Source organism: Aeromonas sp. 1HA1 (assembly GCF_029237385.1).
GTDB lineage: Bacteria > Pseudomonadota > Gammaproteobacteria > Enterobacterales > Aeromonadaceae > Aeromonas > Aeromonas popoffii.
Genome location: NZ_JAACGC010000011.1, coordinates 1 through 19,809, shown reverse-complemented (window position 1 = coordinate 19,809; position 19,809 = coordinate 1). Strand labels below are relative to the sequence as shown.

Genomic DNA, 19,809 nt, shown 5'->3' with positions numbered 1-19,809 from the left:
TGGCTCCCAATGCCGATCAGGCATCGCCCATTGCCAGCAGGGAAGCGTTGCCGCCCACCGCCGTGGTGTTGATGGTGCGGGTCTTTTCGGTCACGAAGCGGCCAAGGTAGTGGGGGCCACCCGCCTTGGGACCGGTACCGGAGAGCCCTTGCCCGCCGAACGGCTGCACCCCGACCATGGCGCCGATCTGGTTGCGGTTGATGTAGACGTTGCCCACGTTGATGCGGCGGGCCAGCTCCTCGGCATAGGATTCGTTACGGCTGTGGATCCCCAACGTCAGGCCGTAGCCGGTGCCGTTGATATCTGCGATCACCTTGTCCAGATCCTTGGCGGCGTAGCGCACCACGTGCAGGATAGGGCCGAACTGCTCCTTCACCAGCTCGCTGATGGAGCCGATTTCCAGCGCCGTCGGCTGCACGAAGTGACCCGCCAGGGTGACGGTCGGCATGGGTGCCTGAGCGATCAAGCGGGCGCGCGGGATCATGTGCCCCAGATGCGCGTCCAGCCCGGCCTTGGCGTCAGCGTCGATGACCGGGCCGACGTCGGTATTGTGCTCGGCCGGATTGCCGACTTTGAGCTCCTGCAGGGCACCGGTCAGGATCTCCAGCACCCGCGGCGCGATTTCCTCCTGCAGGTAGAGCACCCGCAGGGCGGAGCAACGCTGCCCGGCGCTCTGGAAGGCGGCGCTCACCACGTCGCGCACCACCTGCTCCGGCAGGGCGGTGGAGTCGACTATCATGGCGTTCTGACCGCCCGTCTCGGCGATGAGCGGCAGGATGGCGCCATCACGTTGGGCCAGCGTCATGTTGATGAGCTTGGCGGTCTCGGTGGAGCCGGTGAAACAGACGCCACCGATGCGGGCATCCGCCGTCAGCTTGGCCCCCACGCTAGCGCCATCACCCGGCAGCAGTTGCAGCACGTCACCCGGAATACCGGCCTGATGGGCCAGGGTCACCGCCAGATGGGCGATAAGGCCGGTCTGCTCCGCCGGTTTGGCGATAACGGTATTGCCGGTGGCCAGCGCCGCAGCGATTTGACCAAGGAAGATGGCCAGCGGGAAGTTCCACGGTCTGATGCAGACAAAGACGCCACGGCCCTGCAAGAACAGCTCGTTCTGCTCACCCGTGTAACCGGGCAGCAGGGTCGCCTGCCCCATCAGGCCACGGGCCTGCACCGCGTAGTAGCGGCAGAAATCCACCGCCTCGCGTACCTCGTCGATACCGTCCTGCAGCAGCTTGCCCGCCTCGCGGGTACACAAGGAGATGAACTGCTCGCGGTTCGCTTCCAGCAGATCTGCCAGCGTCTCCAGCGCGGCGGCGCGCTCGCTCACCGGGGTCTCGCGCCAGCGCGGGAAGGCAGCATGAGCGGAGGCCAGCGCCTGCTCCACCGCCTGCTCGTCGGCCCAGTGGATCTTGCCGACCGTCAGGCTCACGTCCTGCGGGCTCAGCACTGTGCGGGCCTCGCTGCGCTTGAGGGTCTCCCCATCGACGATGGGACCCGCCAGCCACTGCTTGCTCTCCAGCTCTTTCAACCTGGCGAAGAAGGGACGCTGGATGGCGACGATGTTCATGTTCACGCCGCTGGAGTTTTTACGGTCCGTGAACAGGTTCACCGGCTGCGGAATGCGGTCATTGGCCAGGCTGCCATAGCGCTTCAGGGTGCGCAGCGGGTGCTCGGCCAGGCTGTCTACCGGGGTGTTGGGATCCACCAACTTGTGGACGAAGGAGGTGTTGGCCCCGTTCTCCAGCAGGCGGCGCACCAGGTAGGGCAGCAGATCCTTGTGGGCGCCGACCGGCGCATAGATGCGGCAGTGCAGGCCGGGACATTCGCTGAGCACGGCGTTGTGCAGCTCCTCCCCCATGCCGTGCAGGCGCTGGAATTCAAACTGGCGATCGCCAGCCATCTCCAGAATGCTGACCACGGTATTGGCGTTGTGGGTAGCAAACTGGGGGGAGATGAAGCCGCGGGTCGGCTCGCTCAGCAGGTAGCGGGCACAGGCGAGATAGGAGATGTCGGTACCCGCCTTGCGGGTAAACAGCGGGTAACCGGGCAGACCGGCCTGCTGGGCATATTTCAGCTCGCTGTCCCAGTAGGCCCCTTTCACCAGCCGCACCGGGATCAGATCCCCCTGCTCGCGGGCCAGCCCCGTCAACCAGCAGAGCACCGGCAGGGCGCGCTTGGAGTAAGCCTGCACCACCATGCCGAGCTTGCCCCAGCCGCGGTTGGCCTCGGAGCGGTAGAGCTGCTCGAAGAGATCGAGCGACAGCTCGAGGCGGTCCATCTCCTCGGCATCGATGCTGATGGCCACGTCCTTGTCACGGGCCAGACGCACCAGCCCCACCAGTCGCTCGCTCATCTCGCCGAGCACCCGCTCGCGGTTCGCCACGTCATAGCGCGGATGCAGCGCCGACAGCTTGATGGAGATGGACGGGGCCGGGCCGCCGTCGCTGATGCGCTCATTGCCGACCGCCTCGATGGCGCGCTGGTAGTCGCCGAAATACTTGTCCGCATCGGCCAGGGTCAGGGCGGATTCCCCCAGCATGTCATAGGTGTGGGTGTAACCCTTCTCCCGGGACTTGCGGCTCGCCTTCAGGGCCTCCTTCATGTCACGCCCCAGCACGAACTGCTTGCCCATGATCTTCATGGCGGCATACATGGCGGAGCGCACCACAGGCTCACCCAGCTTGTTGACCATGCGGCCCAGCATGTTGGCCGGATTGCCGTCCAGCTTCTTGTCGAGCTTGATGATCTTGCCGGTCAACATCAGGCCCCAGGTGGAAGCGTTGACCAGAGTGGAGTCGCTCTTGCGAAAATGGGAGGACCAGTTGGCGCCGGAGAGCTTGTCCTTGATCAGGGCGTCGGCGGTCTCGGCATCGGGAATGCGCAACAATGCCTCGGCCAGACACATCAGTATGATCCCCTCCTGCGTATCCAGGCTGTACTCTTGCAGGAAGGCGTCGATGCCATCGCCCGATCCACTCTCCTTGCGTACCTTGGTCACCAGGGTACGGGCGCGCTGGGTCACCCGCTCCAGCGAGGCACCATCCCCCGGCAACATGGCAGAGAGCTCCGCCAGATAGGCATTCTCATCCACCACATAATTCTGGGTAATGGCTTCGCGCAGGGCGGCCAGATCGGAGGGAAGGTAGTCAGCAGCAAGAACTTGAGTGGCTTTGAACATATGGGGTCTTCCTGTACGCCCGCAGGCTATGTCGACGAAGGCGGCCGTGCCGCCGAAACGCCGACAATGTATACAATATCAACCGATAGATGAAATGAAATTGTTGCCTGACATTAACAAATATCGCTAATTGGCTCAATTGGCGCACATTAAAGCCGAGGGGTTGGCGAGGCGGGTAATTTCACTGCCTTATTTTGTATACAATTTTATGCAGGGCAAAAAAGAAGGTCGCTATTGCGACCCTTCTTCATCCGACCGACAGAAACGGTCCGTTTGTCCTGCTTCACCACGGCTGCCACGACAGGGCAGAACCTGGGTAGCAGCATGCAAATCAGTTCATCCAGCGTTCGCCACGACTGCGACGACGGGGCAGCATGGGGAGCAGTATGCCAAGCAATATGCCGCCCCCCACCATGGCACCACCGCGGATGAACCAGTCCATCTGCATGTCGTGCTCCTGGTTGTCATAGCTCTGGGTCAGGGCGTCGTTCTGCTCCTTTAGATTCCCCATCTCCTCGCTCTGGCTGGCGAGCTGGGTCTTCAGGCTGGCGATCTCCTTGCTCTGCTCGGCGATCTGACCATCCTTCTCGGTGAAGCGCTGCTCATTGTCACCGTTGAGGTTTTGCAGGCGAGCCTTGAGCTCTTCCAGCTCTTTCTGAACCTGGGGCAGGCGCTCGCGCAGGCTGATCTCGCTCTGCAGCTCGCTGTTTTTGATCCAGCCATCGCGGCCACGACCGTCCACCACCTGGGTAAAACCAGCCTCGTTGTTCACCGCCTTGACTTCGAGCGGTTCACCCGCCTTGACGCTGCCGAGGATCCGGTACTGGGTACCCGGACCGTTGTGGATAAAGGTAGAGATGTTGTCTGAGACATAACGGGTATCGGCCAGTGCCTGTTGGGCACATAAGCAGATCAGGATCCCGAGAAGGGCGCGCATGGTCGATCGATTCTCTTCATTTGGTTAGATAACTGGCCGAATGTTAAGCCGCCTGCGGGTCAAAGGACAAGCAAAGAAAAACGCCCCTCCCCCGAGCTGAGAGCTGGCTCGCAACTTGTCCCCTCCCCCATGCGACCATTCCAGACGCCGGAGGCTACTTCTGTTTCAGCGCCTTCACCTCGGCGGACAAGGCGCGCAGCTCCTGCAGCAGCAGCTCATGCTGGGCACTCTGGTGATGCCGCCACTTCTCCAGTTCGTCATCCCTCCGTCCCGGCTGCAGAAACAGGCTGGCCATGAAGCCACTGATGGCACCGAACAGACCGACCCCGAACAGGATCAGCAGACTGGCGACGAAGCGTCCCTGCTCCGTCTTGGGCACCAGATCGCCGTAACCCACGGTAGAGAGTGTCACCAGGGTCCACCAAAAGGCGTCGTAAGGGGTCTGTATCAGGCTGCCGGGCTGACCCGATTCGATCAGATATATGACGCCCGACCCCATCCCCAGCAGCAGGAAAAACAGAAACAAGATCCCCGAGAGGGTGGTCTCGTTGCGTTCGCGGCGGAACATGCCGAGCAGATCCGGCTGCTTGCGCAACAGCTGATAGACCCGCCACAGCTGGATCAAGCGCGCCCAGCGTAGCTGTTCCACCATGGGCAGACTGCCCGGCAGATAGAACCAGTTCGCCTTGAAAAAGGCCATCTTGTCGCTGGCTCGTACCCAGCCATAAGCGAAGTGGGCGAGGAAGAAATAGCAGATCAGACTGTCGACGTCATAGAAGAGCTGCAGTGTCTGGGAGGGCCACTCCGAGTAGCCCCACCAGCGGGCGCAGACCAGCGCAACGGAGATCACCGACAGAAACGCCATCAGCAGATCCATGGCGCGCAGGTGAGTTAAGTGATGTCGCATACATTTTCCGACTTTAGGCACAGTACAAATGAATAAAAGAGAAGATAATGCCGATAGTCCTGAGGGCAAAGGAAAAAACGGCTTTTAAAAAGGAGAATGGCAATGCAGTTGAACCTGCTGGAGAAAAGAATGAGCAACATCCGGCTGATACCCAAAGTGGTACTGCTCATGGTGTTCAGTACTGTGTTGTTGCTCATCAAGCTCTGGTTTGACGCCAGCATTCTGGAAACCACCCTGCTGAGCGAGGGCATAGATGCCGACAAGGCCAATGCCATTGCCGATCGCCTGCTCTGGACCGGGGTGGTGGAAACCGCCGTGATGGGGGTCATCTTCGTGGTGCTGCTGCTAACCGGCTCCCGTCTCATGGTCAAGCAGGTGCACTACCTGGTGGGCCTGCTGGAACGCTTCGCCCGCAAGGATCTGAGCCACAAGGTGCTGCTCAAGTCCCGCGACGAGTTCGGCGACATCGCCAAGGCGGTGGCCCACTCGCAGGAAAACCTCAAGCAGGTATTCGGCACCCAGCGCGTCGCTTGCAAGGAGCTCAACGACATCGCCTCCCAGGTCACCCTTTGCATGGAAGAGGCCAACGAGGCCATCAGCGAGGAGTTCACCCAGATAGAACAGCTGGCCAGCGCCATGAGCCAGATGGTGGGCGCCATTCGCGAGGTGGCCGCCCATGCGGAGCAAGCCTCCCACGCCACCGCCGACACCAGCCTGCTGGCCGAAGAGGGCAGCCGCTGCGTGGCGGCTACCGTCAGCACCATAGATACCCTCTCCGGCAACATCCAGCGCTCCGCCAGCGTGGTCAATGAGGTGGAGCAGGGAGTCGAACAGATTGGATCCGTCGTGGATACCATTCGCGGCATCTCGGAGCAGACCAACCTGCTGGCCCTCAATGCCGCCATCGAGGCTGCCCGCGCCGGTGAGGCGGGTCGCGGCTTTGCCGTGGTGGCGTCAGAGGTACGCGAGCTGGCCAACCGGGCCCAGGCCGCCACCGTCGAGATCCAGAAGATGATCGAACAGTTGCAGGGCAATGCCCGTCAGGCTGCCGAGTTGATGGCCAAGAGCGTGCAACAGGCCGACAAGGGGGTGGAGCAGGTGACCCAGGCCGGTGATCAGCTCGCCACCATAGTGCTGCGGGTACAGGGGGTAGCCGACATGAACCGCCACATCGCCGCCGCCTCCGAGCAGCAGAGCTCGGTGGCCGAAGAGATGAGCGGCAACCTGGAGCAAGTCAAGCAGGTGGTGGAAGGATCCGTGGTCGTCCTGCGGGAGCTGCAGGAAGCCTCCGAGCTGGTGGAACACCATAGCCAGACCCTGGATACCCATATCCAGGCTTTCAAACTGGCCTGACGGGCATTACCTCTCAGACCGGATACAGGAGCAAACGGCTCATCACCGCCAGACCCTCGACAGTACTCATCATCCAGGCTTTCAAACTGGCCTGCGACCGCGATTTGAGTAAACTGGAAGGCCCCGCGAGGGGCCTTTCTTATTCATGTCACGGCAAGGAGCCTGGATGCAGCACCCACAAGATCACTCCCAACTGGAGATCAGCGACGACAAGGGACGGCTCGACGTGCCCTTGATCCACCAATTTTTGTCCGGGGAGGCCTATTGGTGCCTCGGTATTCCACAGGCGACGGTACAGAGAGCCATCAACCACTCTCTCTGTTTCGGTGGCTACGTGGCAGGTCAGCAGGTGGCCTTCGCCCGGGTCATCACCGACAAGGCCACCTTCGGCTATCTGGCGGATCTATTCGTGCTGCCCGCCCATCGTGGCCGGGGCCACAGCAAGACGCTGATGGCGGCTATCCTGGCTCACCCGCAATTGCAGGGGCTGCGGCGCCTCAGCCTGGCTACGTCGGATGCTCACGGCCTCTATGCCGGTTTTGGCTTCGTGCCGCCGCGCAAACCGGCCAGCCTGATGGAAAAGTACGATCCCGAGATCTATCAACGCTCCTGAGCAGGGATCGCAGCGCTCGCCGGTTCATGCCGTACACCCCTGCGCTGTGGTGCAGGGGTGAGACAATGCATGGTGAGGGTACCTGCGATCAGCTCGCCCATCGCACTGTGCCGAGCCGCTCGACAGTGCTAGATTGGCTGCCAGCATTTTCATTCACCCTGCAGACCCGTTAACCACAAGGACGGCAACCGTGGCCCAGCATTTTGCTTCTCTCCCAGCATCAATCTCCGCATCTATCACCTCTTTCCCGCCCTTGCTGCAAGAACAGGCCGAGCGCCAGTGGCAGCGGCTGGTCGAGCTGGCCCCCGACTATGGCGACCTGCCCGAGCCGGTTCGCCAGACCTTGCTGACCCTGCTGGGCCTCTCCGATTTTGTCGCCGATTCCCTCTTCAAACAGCCGGAGTTGCTGACACAGCTGCTCGCCTCCGGGGATCTGGAGCGGGCTGAACGCTGGCCCGCCTACCAGCGCGATCTGACCGCCCTGCTCGCCGAGGTGAGTGATGAAGAGGCGCTCAAGCGCATCCTGCGCCAGTTCCGTCGCAGCCGCATGCTGGTGATCGCCTGGCGCGAGCTGCTGGGCCACGCCGCGGTGGAAGAGAGCTTTATCCACCTCACCAAGCTGGCGGATGCCCTCATCTGCTCCGCCCGCGACTGGCTCTACGCCAAACAGTGCAGCGAGCTGGGTACCCCGATGGATGGCAACGGCAACCCGCAGCCGCTGCTCATTCTCGGCATGGGCAAGCTGGGCGGGGGCGAGCTGAATTTTTCCTCGGATATCGACCTTATCTTCACCTTCCCCGAGAACGGCTACACGGTCGGCGGGCGGCGCGAGCTGGCTAACCAGCCCTTCTTCATCAAGCTGGGCCAGCGGCTAATCAACGCCCTGCACCAGCCCACCCAGGATGGCCAGGTGTTCCGGGTCGATATGCGCTTACGCCCTTTTGGCGATGCGGGGCCGCTCGCCATCTCGTTTGCCGCCATGGAGGATTACTACCAGCACCACGGCCGCAACTGGGAACGCTACGCCATGGTCAAGGCGCGGGTGCTGGGGCCCCAGTGTGAACACGCGGTCGAGCTGGCCGAGATGCTGCGCCCCTTCGTGTTTCGCCGCTACATCGACTTTGGCGTCATCGACGGCCTGCGCCAGATGAAGGCGATGATCGCCGCCGAGGTGCGCCGCAAGGGGCTGGAGGGCAACATCAAACTGGGGGCCGGTGGCATCCGTGAAGTGGAGTTTATCGCCCAGGCGCTGCAACTTATTCGCGGCGGTCGTGAGCCTGCGCTGCGGGTGCGCCACCTGCCCCAGGCACTGGCCGCCATCGCCCGGTGCGGCGCCCTCGAATCCGCCCATTGCGACCGCTTGCTGGATGCCTATCGCTTCCTGCGCCGGGTGGAGAACATCCTGCAGGAGATTGGCGATCAGCAGACCCAGACTCTGCCCACCGAGGAGCGGGATCGCCAGCGGCTGATCGCCGCCCTCAACTTTACCGACTGGGACGCTTTTATGACTCATCTCGATGAGGAGATGGCGGCCGTCCATCAGGAGTTCGCCGCCGTGGTGGGGGAAGAGAAAGAGGCCCCCGCCCATCTGGAGCAGCTCTGGCTCGATCTGTGGCGCACCGAGCTCGATGCCGCCGAGCTGGAAAAACTGCTGACCGCGCAGGGGGTGGCCGAGCCCGCCCAGCTCTGCGCCGCCCTGCTGCGCTTCAAGGAGGAGTACAAGCGCCGTCAGATCGGGCCGCAGGGGCGCATCGCGCTGGACTGGCTGATGCCGGAGCTGCTGCGACTGGTGGTGGCCAGTGAGCAACCCGCCCGCCTGTTCGAGCGGGTGTGCGCGCTGCTGACCCGCATCTTCACCCGCAGCGCCTATCTGCAGCTGCTGGCGGAAAACCCGGGTGCCCTGCGCCAGCTGGTACGGCTGTGTGATGCCAGCCATCTGGTGAGCGAGCAGCTGGCACGCTACCCGATTTTGCTGGACGAGCTGCTCGATCCCCAGCACCTCTACCACCCCACCCCGCTCGATCAGTACAAGCCCCAACTGCGCCAGTTCCTGCTGCGCATCCCCGAGGAGGATGTGGAGCAGCAGATGGAGGCGCTGCGCCAGTTCAAGCAGGTGCAACTGCTGCGCATCGTGGCAGCCGACATCGCCGGCGCCCTGCCGCTGATGAAGGTGAGCGACCACCTCACCTGGCTGGCGGAGGCGATCACCGAAGAGGTGGTCAATCAGGCGTGGGCCCAGATGAGCGAACGCTACGGGGTGCCGCCCGAGGTGGCGTTAAGCGGCCAGCGCGGCTTTGCGGTGGTGGCCTATGGCAAGCTGGGCGGCATTGAGCTGGGCTACGGCTCGGATCTCGATCTGGTGTTCCTGCACGGCGGCGATCCCAACAGCTATACCGATGGCCGTAAACCCATCGACAGCCGCCAGTTCTACCTGCGCCTCGCCCAGCGGATCCTGCATCTGTTCAGCACCCGCACCCCGTCCGGGATCCTCTACGAGATCGACATGCGGCTGCGCCCCTCCGGCGACTCCGGCCTGCTGGTCTCGTCGCTTTCGGCCTATGAGCAGTATCAGCAAAACGAGGCCTGGACCTGGGAGCATCAGGCGCTGGTGCGGGCCCGCCCCATCTATGGCGATGACACCATCGTTGCCGAGTTTGCCCGCATCCGCCGCGATGTGCTGGCCAAAGCGCGGGAGCTGCCGACCCTGGCCCGCGAGGTGCGCGAGATGCGCCACAAGATGCGGGATCACCTGCTCAAGGCGGGGGCTGGCGAGTTCGACCTCAAGCAGTCCCCCGGCGGCATGGTGGATATCGAGTTTATCGCCCAGTATCTGGTGCTGGCCCACGCCTGCAGCGAACCCGACGCCCTCACCCGCTGGTCCGATAACGTGCGTATCTTCGATGAGTGTGTCATGGCGGGGGTGCTGACCCTGGAGCAGGCGGAGGGGCTGAAGCAGGCCTATCTGGAGATCCGCAACCTCGGCCATCGCCTCAACCTCTCGGAGATCTCCCGCAAGGTGAGCGACGACCAGTTACTGACCGAACGGGGCCATGTGCTGGCGGTCTGGCAACTGCTGCTGGGGGAGTGAGATACAACACCGCCGGATCAACGAGAAAGGGGCGCTTGGGCGCCCCTTCTAATATAAATGCCTGCTATAAGCTCATTTTTTCTTCACATAACACTCAATAGCGGTGAGCTAGATCCTGTTTCAGGCACACCAGCCTTGGAATCGTATGGCACTTTGCTGAATATACGCAGAGATAAGCTGTGTCTATGACCTCACCTGATTTTGGCCAGATATGATAGGTGAATATCGACTCAACAATTCCAGTCCCAACGCAGAGAGGCAAAAATGGATTTTTCAGAGCAGCTACAGAGTCTCGCCAAAAAGATTGCTCAACAGTCATCGATGATCACAACCGAAGAAGCAACTAAAAACGCGTTTGTTATGCCATTTCTCAACCGTGTACTCGGTTATGATGTGTTTGATCCTACGGAGGTGATCCCGGAATTCACCGCAGATACAGGCATCAAAAAAGGGGAAAAGGTTGACTACGCCATTCTCAAAGATGGTCAAGTGCAAATCCTGGTCGAGTGCAAGAAATACAGTGAAAAACTCTCTGCTAAGCACTCAGGCCAACTCTTTCGTTATTTTTCAGTTACTAATGCTCGAATCGGCATTCTGACCAATGGGGCACAATATGAGTTCTATACAGACCTTGATGCGCCAAACAAAATGGATGAAAAACCATTTTTAACGCTCGATCTGGAAGACATTGATGAACACATTGTGCCTGAGGTATTGAAACTAACCAAAACCTCTTTCGATGTTGAATCTGTAGTCGATGCCGCTGGCGAACTAAAATACCTAAGCCAGATAAAAAGACTGCTAGCCGAACAATTTGGCTCACCGGAAGAAGACTTTGTTAAGTTTTTTGCATCCAGAATCTATGACGGTGTACTGACCGCAAAAGTCAAACAGTCCTTTACCGATATCACCAAGAAGGCGCTTAGCCAATTTCTGAATGACAGTATCAATGCCAGATTGAAATCTGCGATTGGTAGCAGTGTCAGCGCCTCAGCTATCCAACCGGCATTGGATAGTGATCTATCAAGTGACAACAATAATACCGAAGGAGGTTGTGAGGAGAAATCAAAGGTCGATACAACAATTGAAGAGATGGAAGGCTTTAATGTCGTCAAGGCGATTCTGAGACAACAATTTGATGTAACCAGAATCGCGGCAAGAGACACCCAGAGCTATTTTGGCATCCTGCTCGACGATAATAACCGTAAGCCGCTTTGCCGGTTACATTTCAATTCGAAGCAAAAATATCTTGGATTATTTGACACCGATAAAAAAGAAACCCGGTATCCCATCTGCTCTATCGATGAAATATTCACTTTTGCCGACCAGTTACTGACTGCCACTGCCGTCTACGAATAATCTTGGTTTGGGGGCGGATTAATTCCGCCCCTTTCAACCCAGTCTGCGCCAGATGCCTATCGCCCCCCGGCAAGGTCGATGAAGGTGCCGGTGACGTAGGAGGCGTCGTCCGACAGCAACCACGCAATAGCGGCGGCCACCTCGGCCGGTTGACCACCCCGCTGCAGCGGGATCTGGTTTTTCACTCTCTCCACCCGATCGGGTTCACCGCCGTCAGCATGCATCTCGGTGTAGATAAAGCCAGGGCGTACCCCGTTGACCCGGATCCCCTGCGCTGCCACCTCCAGCGACAATCCTCTGGTCAGCACGTCTATGGCCCCCTTGGAGGCGGCATAGTCCACGTATTCACCCGCCGAGCCCAGGCGAGCGGCGGCCGAGGAGACATTGACGATGGCGCCGCCCGCCGTCATGCGCCGCACCGCCTCCCGGCAGCAGAGAAAATAGCCGGTCACATTGGTGGTCAGGGTCTTGTTGATGCGCTCGGCGCTCATCTCAATCACCTTCATCTGGGGCTGCAAGATGCCGGCGTTGTTGACCAGATGGGTGATCACCCCGAGTCGCGCATCCATCTCCTCAAACAGGCGCACCACCTCGGCCTCGACACTGATATCCGCCTGCACCGCTATGCAGGCGACCGGATGTTGCGCCCGGATCTGCGCCACCAGCGCCTCGGCAGCTTGCCGGTCACGCCGATAGTTGATGCAGAGGTGATAACCCTGCCGCGCCAGATGGCGGGCTGTGGCCGCCCCTATCCCCCGGCTGCCACCCGTGATCAGCACATGTTTGTTCATGGACGCTCCTTGTTCACTGTCTCTCAGGCTGACCCGGATAGTACCCCATCTTTGATGGCAAAGCCGCGCTCCGGCACCTTGCTGGCCTGCAGCAAAGAGCCCGCACTGGGCGGGCTCTGAATGGTAATGAAGGGGGGGGATAACTACTTGAACAACCCCTTGAGCAGTTGATCGGCCACCCCCCTGACGCCTTCGCTGTCAGCCTTGTCCCCCAGCAATTTTTTCAGGCCACGCTCTGCCTCCTTGCGGGCCTTCTCCTCCAGTAGCTTGTTGTTGCCGAGCAGCGCCTTCACGTCGAGCCGGTAGCTGGGAGCCTGCCAGTGGCCACCGATACGCACCGGTATGGTGATCTCTTTGAGCTCATCCACATCCTTGCCGCCCTGGCCCTTGCTGCTCTCGACGATGGAGGTGAGGAACAGGAAATCCAGGGTTTCCGGCACCAGGGCTGTCTGACCCTCGCCCTTCACCCGCAGGGCCGGAGCAAACAGCTGGATGTCGTCGGTACGGGCCACGCCATTGGCAATCAGGAAGCTGGCGGTGAAGGCGCTGAAGTCGGTCTTGCGGGCCTCTTTGACCTGCTCGACCCCCTTGCCGGTCAGGGTAGCCCGCGCCTCGCGGATCATCTCCGCCAGGTTGATGCCGTGCAGGGCACCATCGCTCAACTTGAGGCTTACCTTGCCCTGCATCTGGCTGCGCAGCGCCTGCTCAGACAAGCCACGGCCCTGCACCTCGACCTCGAGCTCCCCCTTGCCCTCGAGCAGATCGCTCTGGGCCAGAGTTTGCAGCAACGGGCGCACATTCACCCCCTGCACCCGCTTGTGTATCTGGTAGCGGGCAGGTTGCTGACGGGCATCGAGCACGCCGTTCGCAGTTACCTGACCACCGGCCACGCCGGCGCTGAACTGCTTGAGGCTGAGCTGACCACCCGCCAACGCCAGTTGCAGATCGACGGTGCTCAAGTCCAGTCCCTTCAGCCGCAGGCTGCCCAGTTGCAGCCGACCGGCCAGATCAAACGCCTTGAGCGCGCTCAGATCAGGCTCCAGCGCCGACAGCGCCTGGGCCACCTTGGCGGGGGATGTACCCTTGTCTGCCGTCTTCACGGGCGCCGAAGGGGGCGACGCTGCGGCCTGGGCCGCTGCCGGTTTGCCGAGCCAGGCGTCGAGATCCAGCTTCTCCCCCTTGAGGTCGAACTCAACCCCGGGCACGGCCCCGAGCCGCACCACCCCCTCCCCGCGCAGCAATGTCTTGTCGACATCCAGCACCAGCTTGCTCAGGGTGATGGTCTGCTTGTCGAGCTCGGCGCGGGCAAAGCCAGCCAGCTTGAGATCCAGTTGCGGGCGCGGCAGGGCCGAGCCTTGCAGCTTGGCGGCCAGTACCGCATCCGACACCTCCAGCAGTTGCTGTCCCTGATCGAGCCGCGCCTTGAGAGTCCCCTCCAGGGTGCCGGCCAGGGTCGGTTTGTCCGCAGCCCCCTGTACGCCGCTCAGGTTCAAAGTGAGGCTGCTCCACTGCCCCAGTGCCATCCGGTCAGCCTTGAGGGAGAAAGCATCGAGCCGCTGCGTCGGCGCACTCAGGCTGCCACTCAGGCTGAGATCCTTGAGTTCGCTGGCTGTTGCCTCACGGGCCAGCTTGAGCCTAGCCTGCCCCTTGATATCGAAAGCAAGATCCCCGCGTGCCCCCCTGGCGGCCAGGGTCACCGGCACCCACTTATCCACCGCCAGCTGACCCAGGTTGAGATCGAGCTGCTCGAGGCGGGAAATGGTGCCGTCGCGATCGTCCTGCAGCAGGGCACTGGCCTGTTCCAGCACCACACCCTGCAGGCTGATCTGCCAGGTCTGGCCATTACTCGCAGGGGGCTGGCTCTGGCCACCTGGCGCGGGCTCGCTGCCCTTTACCGACTCAGGGGCCTTGACGAGATCGCTCAGGTTGGAGCTGCCATCGGCTTTGGTCTGGATGAAGAGGTGCGCCCCGTTCAGCGTCACCTCGCCAATCTCCAGCCGGTGGGAGAGCAGCGGCAGCACGGCTACCGAGGCCTGCCCCCGCTCGAAGCGCACCAGATCCGGCTCGGCAAAACCGACCGGGTTGCGAAGCGCCACCTTCTCGAGGGAGAGGCCCAGGCTTGGCCAGAAACGCCAGCCGATATCCCCTTGTATCACCAGCTCGCGGCCCGTGCTCTTGCGCACCTGATCCACCAGCTGGGGCTTGAACTGATTGGGGTCAATCAGGCTCACCAGAGCGACTATCGATATCAGGGCGGCCAGCGCAAGCCCCAGCAGTATGTAAATGATCTTCTTCACGATGGACTCCTTGAATACTGATCCTGTGACTGACTATACCACCGGGGGCGCGGCGGATGACCTCCGTCGCCCGAAACCGGATCGCGGCGAGACAGGGATGGTCGCACCGCCGGAGGCTGACAACGAAAAGGGCCCCGCAGGGCCCTGATCTCGCGGGGTGACAGGCAGTTGCCAGTAGCCTATCTCGCCTGGGTCATGGTTGGTGCGGCAGTTGCCGGTAGCCCATCTCATGAAGGGTAAAGGCGTAGATATCCGCACTCTGCTCGATCAGCTTGGCCACCGGCGTGCCCGCCCCGTGCCCGGCATTGGTTTCGATGCGAATGAGCTGGGGGCTGGGCCCCGCGTTGTAGGCCTGCAGGGTGGCAGCAAACTTGAAGGAGTGAGCTGGCACCACACGGTCGTCGTGATCCGCCGTGGTCACCATGGTCGAGGGGTAGCTGACCCCGGCCCGGATATTGTGCAGCGGCGAGTAGTTCTTCAGATAGTCGAACATGGCCTCGCTATCGGCACTGGTGCCATAGTCGTAGGCCCAGCCCGCCCCGGCGGTAAAAGTGTGATAGCGCAGCATGTCGAGCACCCCCACAGCAGGCAGGGCGACCCGCATCAAATCCGGGCGCTGGGTCATGACGGCCCCCACCAGCAGGCCGCCGTTGGATCCGCCTCTGATAGCCAGCCGGTCCGTGCGGGTGTAACCCTCGGCCTTGAGGTACTCGGCAGCGGCGATGAAGTCGTCGAACACATTCTGCTTGTTCATCTGGGTGCCCGCCAGGTGCCAAGCCTGGCCGTACTCGCCACCGCCACGCAGGTTGGCCACCGCATAGACGCCCCCCAAATCCAGCCAGTTGGCGACCGAGACGCTGAAGCTCGGGGTCAGGCTCACGTTGAAGCCGCCATAGCCGTAGAGGATGGTCGGATTGCTGCCATCGAGCTTGAGCCCCTTGCGATAGCTGATGATGAGCGGCACCCGGGTGCCATCCTTGCTCAGGTAGAAACGCTGCTCGGAGACGTAATCCTCAGGTTTGAAGGGGGCAGCCGAGGCGCGATAGAGGCTGATTGCCCCGCTGTTGGGCTCGAACTTGTAGAGGGTGGGCGGCTGGGCATAGTTCTCGAAGCCGAAGTAGAGCGCGGGATCATCGTGCTTGCCGTTGAAACCGCTCACGCTGCCAAGCCCCGGCAGCGCCACCTCGCGCACCCGCTTGCCGTCATGGTCGAACTGCTCGATCCGGGCGGTGGCATCCACCATGTATTCGGCGAACAGGTAGCCGCTACCGCTGTGCACCGTCAGCACCTGCTGACGCTCCGGGATGAGATCGCGCCAATGTTCGGGGCCAGGGTTGCCCGCATCCACTGTCACCAGCCGGCGGTTGGGGGCATCCCGGTTGGTCAGCAGGTAAAGCGTGCTGCCCCGGTTGTCCACCAGGTTCACGTCTGCAGCCAGATCCCCCTGCACCGTCAGCAGTGGAGCCCCCTCCTGGGTCAGGTCCTTCACATAGAGGCGGTTGCCCGAGGTAGAGTTCGCCGCCGAGATGAGCAGGTAGCGATCATCCTCGGTCACGGTCGCCCCCACGTAACGATGCTGCTGGGCCGGGATGGCGCCAAACACCAGCCGATCATCTTCCTGCGCCGTGCCGAGTCGGTGGAAGTAGAGCTTGTGCTGATCGGTCTTGGCCGACAGCTCACTGCCATCCGGCTTGTCGTAGCTCGAGTAGAAGAAACCCTCGTTGCCAAGCCAGCTGATGCCGCTGAACTTCACGTCCCTGAGCGGCACCTCCAGTGGCTGCTTGCTCTCCACGTCCATCAGGTGGATCTCGCGCCAGTCGCTACCGGCCAGCGACAGGGAGTAGGCAAGCGTCTTGCCGTCACGGGAGAAGCTCAGCTGATCCAGTGCCGTGGTGCCATCGGGGCTGAGCAGGTTGGGATCGAGGAACACCTCGGCCGGCTTGCCCGCCAGCTGGCGCCACAAGACATGCTGGTTTTGCAGACCGTCGTTCTTGAAGAAGTAGTGATAACGCCCCTCGCGAAACGGCGCCCCCTCCTTGGCGTAATTCCAGGAGGCGGCCAGCTTGCCCTTGATGGCATCGCGAAACGGGAGCTGTGCCAGATAATCCTGAGTCATCCGGTTCTGGGCCCTGACCCAGGCCTCGGTCTCCGGGCTGCGATCATCCTCCAGCCAGCGGTAGGGGTCGGCCACGGCCTGACCGAAGTAGTGGTCCACCTGCTCGCTCTGGCGGGTGACGGGGTAGTGAAGGCGCGCTTTCCCTGACATGGCATCCTCTTTGGTTGACTGGCCGCTGCAGGCACTCAGCAGTGACAGGGCCAGCAGGCTGACAATGGCTCGCATCGATGCGGCTCCCTGCGGTGTCGGTGAAACAGGCAGGGTAACAAAGAGTGCCGGATGGCCCAACCCCCTAGAGGCTTGGCTGGCGAATACCCCCTGCGAACCGACACTGGCATGGGTGAGCGGAGTCATATGAATTTTTTCGCTTAAGTTTGCCACTTTATGTTGTTTGTTATCAGGCACTTTGGCCACAAGATGGAATAAGCAACTGACTCAGACGACTCATTCAGGATAACGCATGCCCTACAGCTACCTATCACATCTGCGTTGCAGCAAGACGGGCGAGATCCGCCAGCTCGCCTCTCAGGAGGGCAGCTTCGTCTTCCCGGAAGGAGCGGCCGCCTTCGCCGCTGCCTGCCAGTTGCGTGAAGCGGGCTGGATCCGGGAGGGTGAGCGGGTGGTGATGCTCAACACGGGGGCCGGCATCAAGTACCCGGACACCATCACTGTGTTGCCCCAACGGCTGCGCCGTCACGGGAGGATACCGGCATGACTTTCGACTGGGCGTTCATCCTCACCACACTGCCCGCATTCGGCAAGGCGGTCTGGGTCACCCTGCAGCTCGGCACCATAGTGATCCTCAGCTCGCTCACAGTGGCGTTGCTCAATGTGATCATGCTGAACCTGCACAAGCCGTCGCTCACGGCACTCATCCGCGCGTATGTGGAGCTGGCCCGCAACACGCCACTGCTGATCCAGCTGTTTTTTCTCTACTTCGGGCTGCCAGCGCTGGGGCTGTCGTTGTCAGGTTTCGCCACGGCGGTGATCGCCATGACCTTCCTCGGCGGTGGTTATCTGACCGAGGCGCTGCGTGCAGGCATTCAGGCTGTGCCCGCCAGTCAGCTGGAGGCTGGCCGGGCCATCGGCCTCTCCCGCTGGCAACTGCTGCGCCATGTGCAGTTGCCCCAGGCCTGGCTCGCCAGTCTGCCCGCGCTGTTTGCCAACTTCATCTTTTTGCTCAAAGAGACGACGGTGGCTTCGGCGGTGGCGGTGCCAGAGCTGCTCTACACCACCAAGAATTACATCGCCCTCTACTACAAGACCTACGAGATGCTGGCGGTGCTGACCCTGATGTGCGTGCTGATTTTTCTGCCGCTCTCCCTCGCTCTGCGAGTCGTTGAAAGGAGGCTGCAACATGGTCAGTTCGGTCACTGAATCGCTGATGCAGGCGAGGATCCCGATGTGGGCACTTATCTTCCAGCTGCCACCGTCTCTCGTCACCAAGACGCAGGAAAGGAGGGATCAATATGGCCAGTTCAATCTCTGAACAGCTGACGCAGGCGTTGCCACTGCTGGCGGTGGGCGCGGGCCAGACCCTCGCCATCTCGCTGCTCGCCATCCTGTTTGCCACCCTCGGCGGTGTCGCTTACGGCGTACTGGCACAACAGGGCGGTCGGTTGGTTCGAGGGCTGCTGCGCTGCTATCTCGAGCTGTTTCGGGTGGTGCCGGTGCTGGTATGGCTCTATCTCTTTTTCTTCGGGTTGCCGATCTTTTTCGGCCTCGATATCCCGGCTTTCTGGTGCGCCGTGCTGGTGCTCGCCCTCTGGGGCGCCAGCGAGGTGGGGGAAGTAGTGCGCGGTGGTCTGCGGTCGCTGGCCCGTGGTCAGCAAGAGGCCGGGCTGGCGCTCGGGCTCTCGACCTGGCAGCTCTATCGCCATGTGTTGCTGCCTCAGGCGTTGCAACGGCTGACGCCGCCGACCATCAACATCTACACCCGCATCATCAAGACCAGTTCGCTGGCGGTGCTGATCGGGGTGGTGGAGGTGATCAAGGTGGGCCAGCAGATCATCGAGCGCACCTACGCCTCGGTACTTATCTACGGTCTGCTGTTTCTGTTCTTTTTTCTGGTCTGCTATCCGCTCTCGCTCGCCTCGCGCCGGCTGGAGCAAAAATGGGGTAATGCGGTATGACACCTCTGCTTGAACTTAAGCTCGTCAGCAAACAATTCGGCCCAAATCTGGTACTGGATCGGGTCAGCCTCAGCGTGCGCGCCGGGGAGGTGATCGTCATCCTGGGGCCGAGCGGCTGTGGCAAGAGCACCTTGTTGCGCACCCTGAACGGGCTCGAGCCCATTCAGGGGGGTGAGATCCGCTTCGATGGTGCGCTGCTGGATGGCGCAACTGACTGGCAACGAGTGCGCCAGCGTATCGGCATGGTGTTCCAGAGCTATCACCTCTTCCCCAACCTGACGGTGCTGGAAAACGTGCTGCTTGGCCCCTTGCAGGTGCAAAAGCGGGAGCGGGCAGAGGCGCTGCTGCAAGCCGAGCAGCTGCTGACCCGCATCGGTCTGTGGGAGCGGCGCCATGACTATCCGCGCCAGCTCTCCGGTGGCCAGCAGCAGCGCATCGCCATCGTGCGGGCGCTGTGCATGAACCCGCAGGTGATGCTGTTTGACGAGGTAACTGCCGCCCTCGACCCGGAGATGGTGCAGGAGGTGCTGGAAGTGATCCGCGATCTCGCCGGTAGCGGCATGACCCTGCTCATCGTCACCCACGAGCTGGCCTTCGCCCGGGCGGTGGCGGATCGCATCGTCTTCATGGATGGCGGCCACATTCTGGAGCAGGCCGCGCCCCATCAATTCTTTGACAATCCCAGGAGCGAGCCTGTAAATAATTCTGTGTAACTGCCCACTCCATTACAGGTGACCGTTCAGGCGATCACCGAACTCGATAATAAAACGATTTAGGGCAAGCTTCCAATTCTGGATCGGCATGGTCCATTTCTTGGCGGCCTGCTGTATCGCGAGAAACGCCACTTTGAGCGCCGAGTCGTCGGTCGGGAACAGCTTCCTTTGCTTGGTCGCTTTACGCAGCACGCTGTTCAGTGACTCGATCGCATTGGTGGTGTAAATCACCTTCCGGATGGCGGGGGGATAATCGAACAGCGTGATCAGATTAACCCAGTTACTCTGCCAGGAGCGCGTTATCTGCGGGTACTGGCTATCC

At 61.5% G+C, this 19,809-nt stretch carries 14 protein-coding genes and 1 pseudogene; 8 read left to right on the top strand and 7 right to left on the bottom strand.

What is annotated here, in order from left to right; genetic code table 11:
• Positions 1-16: 16 nt before the first annotated feature.
• The 3 genes from putA to GWQ22_RS05780 form a co-directional block, all read right to left on the bottom strand.
• On the bottom strand, positions 17-3,181 hold the full coding sequence (gene putA, locus GWQ22_RS05790) for a bifunctional proline dehydrogenase/L-glutamate gamma-semialdehyde dehydrogenase PutA (RefSeq protein WP_275929724.1): 3,165 nt from the start codon (positions 3,179-3,181) through the stop codon (positions 17-19).
• Positions 3,182-3,512: 331 nt separating this feature from the next.
• Entirely contained in the window at positions 3,513-4,118 is a 606-nt protein-coding gene (locus GWQ22_RS05785) for a TIGR04211 family SH3 domain-containing protein (RefSeq protein ID WP_212513564.1), read from the bottom strand.
• 154 nt (positions 4,119-4,272) lie between these two features.
• Positions 4,273-5,094 carry a potassium channel family protein gene (locus GWQ22_RS05780; RefSeq protein ID WP_084204524.1) on the bottom strand — a complete coding sequence of 274 codons (822 nt, stop codon included), beginning with the start codon at positions 5,092-5,094 and terminating at the stop codon, positions 4,273-4,275.
• Positions 5,095-5,127: 33 nt separating this feature from the next.
• Between GWQ22_RS05780 and GWQ22_RS05775 the strand changes: the two genes are divergently transcribed.
• The 4 genes from GWQ22_RS05775 (at position 5,128) to GWQ22_RS05760 (ending at position 11,438) form a co-directional block, all read left to right on the top strand.
• Positions 5,128-6,378, top strand: a complete 1,251-nt coding sequence (locus GWQ22_RS05775; RefSeq protein ID WP_275929723.1) for a methyl-accepting chemotaxis protein — start codon at positions 5,128-5,130, stop codon at positions 6,376-6,378.
• A gap of 166 nt (positions 6,379-6,544) precedes the next feature.
• Positions 6,545-6,991 carry a GNAT family N-acetyltransferase gene (locus GWQ22_RS05770; RefSeq protein WP_275929722.1) on the top strand — a complete coding sequence of 149 codons (447 nt, stop codon included), beginning with the start codon at positions 6,545-6,547 and terminating at the stop codon, positions 6,989-6,991.
• A 190-nt stretch (positions 6,992-7,181) separates the two neighbouring features.
• Entirely contained in the window at positions 7,182-10,079 is a 2,898-nt protein-coding gene (gene glnE / locus GWQ22_RS05765; protein ID WP_275929721.1) for a bifunctional [glutamate--ammonia ligase]-adenylyl-L-tyrosine phosphorylase/[glutamate--ammonia-ligase] adenylyltransferase, read from the top strand.
• A gap of 264 nt (positions 10,080-10,343) precedes the next feature.
• Positions 10,344-11,438, top strand: coding sequence for a type I restriction endonuclease (locus tag GWQ22_RS05760; RefSeq protein WP_108536852.1), 1,095 nt, complete (start codon positions 10,344-10,346; stop codon positions 11,436-11,438).
• Between the two features lie 56 nt (positions 11,439-11,494).
• Here GWQ22_RS05760 and GWQ22_RS05755 read toward each other — a convergent pair whose 3' ends face one another.
• From GWQ22_RS05755 to GWQ22_RS05745, 3 genes are all read right to left on the bottom strand, one after another.
• Positions 11,495-12,229, bottom strand: a complete 735-nt coding sequence (locus GWQ22_RS05755; protein ID WP_275929720.1) for an SDR family oxidoreductase — start codon at positions 12,227-12,229, stop codon at positions 11,495-11,497.
• A 143-nt stretch (positions 12,230-12,372) separates the two neighbouring features.
• A complete protein-coding gene (locus tag GWQ22_RS05750) occupies positions 12,373-14,526 on the bottom strand; it encodes an AsmA family protein (protein ID WP_275929719.1) in 2,154 nt (717 codons plus the stop codon).
• Positions 14,527-14,719: 193 nt separating this feature from the next.
• Complete coding sequence (locus GWQ22_RS05745; RefSeq protein WP_275929718.1) at positions 14,720-16,867, bottom strand: prolyl oligopeptidase family serine peptidase; 2,148 nt, start codon at positions 16,865-16,867, stop codon at positions 14,720-14,722.
• Between the two features lie 280 nt (positions 16,868-17,147).
• Here GWQ22_RS05745 and GWQ22_RS05740 point away from each other — a divergent pair.
• The 4 genes and pseudogenes from GWQ22_RS05740 to GWQ22_RS05725 all read left to right on the top strand — a co-directional run.
• Positions 17,148-17,357, top strand: a pseudogene (locus GWQ22_RS05740) (threonine synthase); the annotation flags it as partial.
• Positions 17,354-18,019: an amino acid ABC transporter permease gene (locus GWQ22_RS05735; RefSeq protein WP_275929717.1), complete on the top strand. Its 666-nt coding sequence runs from the start codon at positions 17,354-17,356 to the stop codon at positions 18,017-18,019. The pseudogene GWQ22_RS05740 and the gene GWQ22_RS05735, both read left to right, overlap by 4 nt.
• Positions 18,020-18,111: 92 nt before the next feature.
• Positions 18,112-18,774, top strand: a complete 663-nt coding sequence (locus GWQ22_RS05730; protein ID WP_275929716.1) for an amino acid ABC transporter permease — start codon at positions 18,112-18,114, stop codon at positions 18,772-18,774.
• Complete coding sequence (locus tag GWQ22_RS05725) at positions 18,771-19,487, top strand: amino acid ABC transporter ATP-binding protein (protein ID WP_275929715.1); 717 nt, start codon at positions 18,771-18,773, stop codon at positions 19,485-19,487. Before GWQ22_RS05730 ends, GWQ22_RS05725 begins: the two co-directional genes overlap by 4 nt.
• Before the next feature lie 12 nt (positions 19,488-19,499).
• Here GWQ22_RS05725 and GWQ22_RS05720 read toward each other — a convergent pair.
• The coding region (locus tag GWQ22_RS05720) for a transposase (protein ID WP_275929714.1) at positions 19,500-19,809 on the bottom strand (310 nt) is incomplete at its 5' end.

What these genes read in the sequence shown, in the direction of transcription:
- GWQ22_RS05745 (WP_275929718.1), bottom strand. Translation starts at nt 16,867, where the DNA reads ATGCGAGCCATTGTCAGCCTGCTGGCCCTGTCACTGCTGAGTGCCTGC.
- putA (WP_275929724.1), bottom strand. Translation starts at nt 3,181, where the DNA reads ATGTTCAAAGCCACTCAAGTTCTTGCTGCTGACTACCTTCCCTCCGAT.
- GWQ22_RS05735 (WP_275929717.1), top strand. Translation starts at nt 17,354, where the DNA reads ATGACTTTCGACTGGGCGTTCATCCTCACCACACTGCCCGCATTCGGC.
- GWQ22_RS05775 (WP_275929723.1), top strand. Translation starts at nt 5,128, where the DNA reads ATGCAGTTGAACCTGCTGGAGAAAAGAATGAGCAACATCCGGCTGATA.
- GWQ22_RS05760 (WP_108536852.1), top strand. Translation starts at nt 10,344, where the DNA reads ATGGATTTTTCAGAGCAGCTACAGAGTCTCGCCAAAAAGATTGCTCAA.
- GWQ22_RS05770 (WP_275929722.1), top strand. Translation starts at nt 6,545, where the DNA reads ATGCAGCACCCACAAGATCACTCCCAACTGGAGATCAGCGACGACAAG.
- GWQ22_RS05730 (WP_275929716.1), top strand. Translation starts at nt 18,112, where the DNA reads ATGGCCAGTTCAATCTCTGAACAGCTGACGCAGGCGTTGCCACTGCTG.
- GWQ22_RS05785 (WP_212513564.1), bottom strand. Translation starts at nt 4,118, where the DNA reads ATGCGCGCCCTTCTCGGGATCCTGATCTGCTTATGTGCCCAACAGGCA.
- GWQ22_RS05755 (WP_275929720.1), bottom strand. Translation starts at nt 12,229, where the DNA reads ATGAACAAACATGTGCTGATCACGGGTGGCAGCCGGGGGATAGGGGCG.
- GWQ22_RS05725 (WP_275929715.1), top strand. Translation starts at nt 18,771, where the DNA reads ATGACACCTCTGCTTGAACTTAAGCTCGTCAGCAAACAATTCGGCCCA.